The organism is Nocardioides sp. (assembly GCF_016462705.1).
GTDB lineage: Bacteria > Actinomycetota > Actinomycetes > Propionibacteriales > Nocardioidaceae > Nocardioides.
This window is the reverse complement of record NZ_JAEMSS010000234.1, coordinates 1-5,423: the sequence shown is the minus strand read 5'-3', so window position 1 is coordinate 5,423 and position 5,423 is coordinate 1. Positions and strand designations below refer to the sequence as shown.

The following is a 5,423-nucleotide window of genomic DNA, read 5'->3' as shown; positions in this document are numbered from 1 at the left end:
GCGTGTAGACCTTGCGGAACAGCTGTGGCTGCTCGTCGAGGATGTGGGAGCGGTGCGCGCTCTCCGCGGTGAGCACCAGGTCGGCCTCGTCCAGGAGGTCCTTGGTGAGCTGACGGCTGCGGAAGTCGGTCGCGTCGATCTCGGCCGGCAGCGCGGCCCGGATGGCCTCGTCGACGTGCTGGTCGGTCCAGCCGTGGGTGCCGGCACTGCTGAAGACCAGGTCGGTCCCCTCCGGTGCGGCGTGCCGGGCCAGGGCCTCCAGCGAGGCGGAGCGGCAGATGTTGGCGGTGCAGACGAACAGCACGTGGAAGGACGTGGCGGCGATCACCTCGGCTCCCGACGTCCCCCAGCCCGGGCTCGCGGGCTGTGGTGCAGTCCCAGCGCCGGCTTGCGAGGTTTCGAGGCTCGTCGCTGGGGCTCCTCGCACCTCAACCACCGATGGGGTCAGGTCGAGGTAGTCCGCCTCGCGCAGCGCCTCCAGCACGTCGTCCAGCGCTGCCTCGATGCTGCGGCCGGTGGTGTCGACCCGGACGTCGGCGTCCTCGGGCTCCTCGTAGGGCGACGAGATACCGGTGAACTCCGGGATCTCGCCGGCCCGGGCCTTGGCGTAGAGGCCCTTGCGGTCCCGGCGCTCGCACTCCTCCAGCGGGGTCGCGACGTGGATGAGGAAGAACGCCCCGCCGGCGTCGTCGACCATCGCCCGCACCTGCTGGCGGGTCTCGTCGAAGGGGGCGATCGGGCTGACCACCGCCACGCCGCCGTGCCGGGCGATCTCGGCGGCGACCCAGCCGATCCGGCGGATGTTGGTCTCCCGGTCCTGCTTGGAGAACGTCAGCCCCGCCGACAGGTGCCGGCGGACGACGTCGCCGTCGAGGCTGGTGACCGTGCGCTTGCCCTGCTCGAGCAGCCGGTCGACCAGCGCCCGGGCGAGGGTGGACTTGCCGCTGCCGGAGAGGCCGGTGAAGAAGAGGACCAAGCCCTGCTCGTCCTTGGGCGGCTGGTCCTGGCTCACGATGGCGGCGATCGTGGGTGGGTAGATCACGTCCGTGGTCTCGTCGAGCTCGACCAGCGGGGGTTGCGCGTCGTGGTCGACGTACGTCGACAGGACCGCCCACCGCAGCATGCGGTCCGTGTCGGGGTCTCCGTGCGAGGCGAGCGGAACGGTCACGACGACGGCGTCGTCGAGCTCGGCGGCTGCGGCCAGGGTCGCACGGACCAGGGCCACCGGGGACAGTCGCGGGGTGCCCGTGCCGACCAGTGCAACCAGCGCGACCTGCCCGAGGCCGGCCACCTGATGCAGCTGGCTCGTCGTCAGGGCGTCGGTCACCGGCACCACCGTGCGCCCGACGTTCGCCGCCCGGAACTGCTCGGGCGTGACGCGAAGATTCCGGAACGGGCCGAACGCCGCGTGCGAGAGCGGCTCGACCGTGCCGTCGGGCCAGGCGACCCGGGCCAGCGGGAGGCCCTCGGGATCGACGAGCTCGACGGCGCCTGCCGCGGCTGCCTGCTGGCCCACGGTGTCCGGGAGCCGCAGGGTGATGGGGCTGTCCGGCTGGTTGAAGCCGCCGACGCCGGGGACGGCGCCGCTCAGCAGGAGCTCGAGGTCGTCCAGCTCGACCGGCGACGGGCAGTACTGCGGGACGGGCTGGGACACGCCGGTCATCCTGCCAGGGGCGGTCGCTACGGTTGGGTTCCAGCCTCGGCTTGCGAGGTCTCGAGGCTCGTCGCTAGCGCTCCTCGCACCTCAACCAGCGCGAAGGGGCTAGCGCTCCTCGCACCTCAACCACCGAGGAGGAACAGTGTCTGCGCCCGTCGTGATCGCCGAGGTCGTGCGCTCCGGTTTCGTGGAGGGGCACCACTACGGGTCCGTCGTGGCGCTGGCCGCGGACGGGTCGGTGGACTGGTCGGTCGGCGACGTGACGTCGCCGATCTTGCCGCGGTCGTGCAACAAGCCGCTGCAGGCCGTCGGGATGGTCGACCTCGGGCTGGATCTGCCGCAGGACCTGCTGGCGCTGGCCTGCGCGTCGCACTCGGGGGAGCCGATGCACGTCGCGGGCGCCCGGCGGATCCTGGAGGGCGCGGGCCTCGGCGCGTCGGCGCTCCAGACGCCACCGGACGTGCCTCTGGACGACCTGGAGCGGGACGTGTGGCTGCGTGACGGTCACGGGCGTGAGCCGATCGCGATGAACTGCTCGGGCAAGCACGCCGCGATGCTCGCCACCTGCGTCCTCAACGGGTGGGACTTGTCGACCTACCGCGACCCGGCGCACCCGCTGCAAGTCGCTCTCGCCGACACCTTCGTGGCGCTCACCGGGGAGCCGGTCGTCGCCACCGCGGTCGACGGCTGCGGCGCCCCGCTCTTCTCGGCCTCGCTGGTCGGGCTGGCCCGTGGCTTCGCGGCGGTCGCGACCGCCACCGAGGGCAGCCGGCGCCGGGTCGCCGAGGCGATCCGGGCCCACCCCGTCATGGTCTCGGGCACGCGGCGCGACGAGCGGGCGCTGCTCACCGCCATCCCAGGCGCAATCGGGAAGGCCGGCGCCGAGTCCTGCTACGCGGTCGCACTGCCCGATGGCCGCGCCTTCGCGCTCAAGACCGACGACGGCGGCCAGCGGGCCCGGGCGGTCGTGATGGCGGCCGCGCTGCGGCGTTCGGGGGTGGACGTCGAGCCGGAGGTCGACACCGAGGCGGTGCGTGCGACTGGCGTGCATCGACTTCTTGGGGGCGGCGAGCCGGTGGGTGAGGTCCGCGCCGTCCTGTAGGTGGTTTCGAGGCTCGTTGCTGGAGCTCCTCGCACCTCAACCACCGACTGGTTCAGTTAGCGCTGAAACTCCTTAGTTTTGCGGGGGTTGTGACTCGTCATACATGCTCTGAGTTTGCGTTTGCTAACTCCAGCAAGCAGACTGGAGACATGGCCAAGGTGAGTGTCGGCGAGCGGGTCGGGGAGCGCGTCAACAGCGCTGTCGAGTCGCTTGGTGACTACCTCAAGGAGCAGCGCATGAACTCGCGCCTCTCCCTGAGGCAGCTGGCTGAGCAGGCAGGGGTGTCCAACCCCTACCTGAGCCAGATCGAGCGCGGGCTGCGCAAGCCGTCCGCGGAGGTGCTGGCCCAGATCGCCAAGGCGCTGCGGATCTCCGCGGAGTCCTTGTACGTCCGGGCCGGGATCCTCAGCCCGGAGGACGGGGTCGGGGGCTCTGTGGAGCTCGCGATCCTCGGCGACACCGGGCTGACCGAGCGCCAGAAGCAGTCACTGCTCGACGTCTACTCGTCGTTCCTCGCCATGAACGACGCCCACCAGCACGAAACAACCGAAGGAGATGGACATGGCTAAGACCAAGTTCGACATCAAGACTGAGGCGACCCGTACGCTGCACGCCGGCGTCGGCGTCGTCGACCTCGCGGTCGAGACCGTCAAGGAGCTCGCCACCGACGCGCAGAAGCGCTTCGAGGATCTCCAGAAGGACGCCCAGAAGCGCCTCACCAAGGCGCAGAAGAACGTCCAGAAGAGCGTCAACGAGATCGACCTCCAGCCGCAGGCCCTGCGGACGCAGGCCACCAAGGAGGCCGCGGCCCGCCGCGAGCTGATCGAGAAGCGGGTGGCGGCCCTCCAGGCCGAGGCCCAGAAGTTCGTGACCGAGAACGTCGAGACCGCGACCGACACCTACGAGGAGCTCGCCAAGCGCGGCGAGACCGTCGTCCGGAAGTTCCGCAACAAGCCCGCCACCAAGGCGACGGTGACCAACGCCAAGACCACCCAGGCCAAGGCGAAGACCACCGCGACGCAGGCGAAGAAGACGGCCAAGAAGTCCCCGGCCAAGAGCTCCGCCAAGGCGACGGGCACCGCGGCGAAGAAGACGGTGAAGTCGGCGGCCAAGACCGTCAGCTGACCTTCTCCACGACGAGACCCCTGCAGTTATGTGCTGCAGGGGTCTCGTGTCTGTTGGATACCGTGTCCGCGTGACGGGGGTCCGGGAAACTGGTGCGCGGTCGGTTCAGTACGTCGTCCTGCTGCTGTTGGCAGCCGGGACCGTGGTGCTCTGCTATCTGGCGCTGACCCGGGAGACCGCCGCCGACTCCAATCTCGTCCGTGACGAGCCCTCGCTGGCCACGCCGACAGAGTCCAGCACCGCCCCTGAGCCCTCCGCCTCTGCTGCGGATCCGTCGCCCAGCGGTGAAAGCGTCAAGGTGCCCAAGGTGCCGGACCAGCGGCTCGCCGACTTCACCAAGGGCGACGACCTGCCCGACGGTGCGGTGACCTACGACTCGCCCAGCAACGTCAGTCGGATGCGACTGACCGACACCGGCCTCACCCACGGTGCCGTCGAGGACGGCGCGACCGACGGGCTCGGCCTGGTCGAGACCGAGCTGGAGTCCGACGTCCGCTCCCTGGGGTTCCGGGTGCTCTTTCCCGAACCGTCGTCCGGCTCCGCCGCGCTGATGGCGTGGGAGTCCTCGGCCGCTGAGGCGCTGGAGGCCGGCGACCCGCTCCCGAGCGGCATGCGGTTCGTCGCCACGCCTGGCACGTGGACCTTGTCGATGGTCACCGAGGGTGGTGAGGAGACCCTCGCCGAGGGGAGCTTCGAGGCTGCGACCGGGCCCCTGGAGTTCCGGGTGGTCCGGGACGGTGACGAGATCTTCGTCGTCGACCCGACCGGGCTGGTGACCGCCGTGACCAAGGCCCGGGCCGGCGAGCTGGTCGGACCTTTCGCGTCCTGGGGGCTCGTCGAGACCGGCCCGGACGAGGCCCCAGCAGTCATCGAGTCTGTGCGGGCCGGCTAGGCCTGTGGGTCTGACCCTCTAGGCTGGGCGTCGTGGACGTGTTCGGCATCCAGGGCGGGATCATGCTCGCGGTGTTCTTCGTCCTGCTCGCGGTGAAGATCTACGCGTTCGTCAGCTCCCTGACCTTCTCGGCGGAGAGCTACGAGGCGGCGGGCAAGCTCACCAAACCGGCCTGGACGATCATCCTGGGACTCGGGGTGGTCCTGCAGCTGCTGTTCAGCGGCGGGCTCTTCATCCTGAGCCTGGCCTTCACGATCGCGGCGTTCGTCTACCTCGCCGATGTGCGTCCCGCCCTCGCCGGCCTGACGCGTCGCTAGCCTTCGGGTCCACCTGGGGCGCGTAGCTGTAGCTGTAGGAGTAGCCGTAGGCGTCCCCGCCGTCCTTGCCGCGGGTGAGGTTGAGGACGACGCCCAGGGTCTTGGCGTCGACCGCGTCGACCCTCTCGATGGCGTGGGCGAGCTGGTCGCGGGTGGTGCGCCCGTGCCGGGCGACGATGATCGCTCCGTCGGACATCGCGGCGAGCAGTGCCGCGTCCGTGACCGGGAGCAGCGGCGGTGCGTCGATGATGACCACGTCGAACTGCTCGCGCAGCTCGGTCAGGAGGTCGGCCATCGCGCGGGACTGGAGGAGCTCGGACGGGTTGGGCG

At 70.4% G+C, this 5,423-nt stretch carries 7 protein-coding genes; 5 read left to right on the top strand and 2 right to left on the bottom strand.

Annotation, left to right across the window (positions count from 1 at the left end):
• A partial coding sequence (gene cysC / locus JHD21_RS20220; protein ID WP_292679001.1) for an adenylyl-sulfate kinase occupies window positions 1-1,654 on the bottom strand: 1,654 nt, incomplete at its 3' end.
• Window positions 1,655-1,799: 145 nt separating this feature from the next.
• Here cysC and JHD21_RS20215 point away from each other — a divergent pair.
• From JHD21_RS20215 to JHD21_RS20195, 5 genes are all read left to right on the top strand, one after another.
• Window positions 1,800-2,759, top strand: a complete 960-nt coding sequence (locus JHD21_RS20215; RefSeq protein WP_292678998.1) for an asparaginase — start codon at window positions 1,800-1,802, stop codon at window positions 2,757-2,759.
• Between the two features lie 149 nt (window positions 2,760-2,908).
• Window positions 2,909-3,328 carry a helix-turn-helix transcriptional regulator gene (locus JHD21_RS20210; protein ID WP_292678995.1) on the top strand — a complete coding sequence of 140 codons (420 nt, stop codon included), beginning with the start codon at window positions 2,909-2,911 and terminating at the stop codon, window positions 3,326-3,328.
• A complete protein-coding gene (locus JHD21_RS20205) occupies window positions 3,321-3,884 on the top strand; it encodes a hypothetical protein (protein WP_292678992.1) in 564 nt (187 codons plus the stop codon). The genes JHD21_RS20210 and JHD21_RS20205 overlap by 8 nt, the downstream gene beginning before the upstream one ends.
• Window positions 3,885-3,954: 70 nt before the next feature.
• Window positions 3,955-4,776, top strand: coding sequence for a hypothetical protein (locus JHD21_RS20200; RefSeq protein ID WP_292678990.1), 822 nt, complete (start codon window positions 3,955-3,957; stop codon window positions 4,774-4,776).
• A gap of 32 nt (window positions 4,777-4,808) precedes the next feature.
• Window positions 4,809-5,093 carry a DUF2516 family protein gene (locus tag JHD21_RS20195; RefSeq protein ID WP_292678987.1) on the top strand — a complete coding sequence of 95 codons (285 nt, stop codon included), beginning with the start codon at window positions 4,809-4,811 and terminating at the stop codon, window positions 5,091-5,093.
• Here the strand turns inward: JHD21_RS20195 and JHD21_RS20190 are convergent.
• Window positions 5,026-5,423 (bottom strand): CpsD/CapB family tyrosine-protein kinase (locus JHD21_RS20190; protein WP_292678984.1); only part of this gene is annotated, 398 nt, incomplete at its 5' end. The genes JHD21_RS20195 and JHD21_RS20190 overlap by 68 nt on opposite strands.

What these genes read in the sequence shown, in the direction of transcription:
- JHD21_RS20205 (WP_292678992.1), top strand. Translation starts at nt 3,321, where the DNA reads ATGGCTAAGACCAAGTTCGACATCAAGACTGAGGCGACCCGTACGCTG.
- JHD21_RS20210 (WP_292678995.1), top strand. Translation starts at nt 2,909, where the DNA reads ATGGCCAAGGTGAGTGTCGGCGAGCGGGTCGGGGAGCGCGTCAACAGC.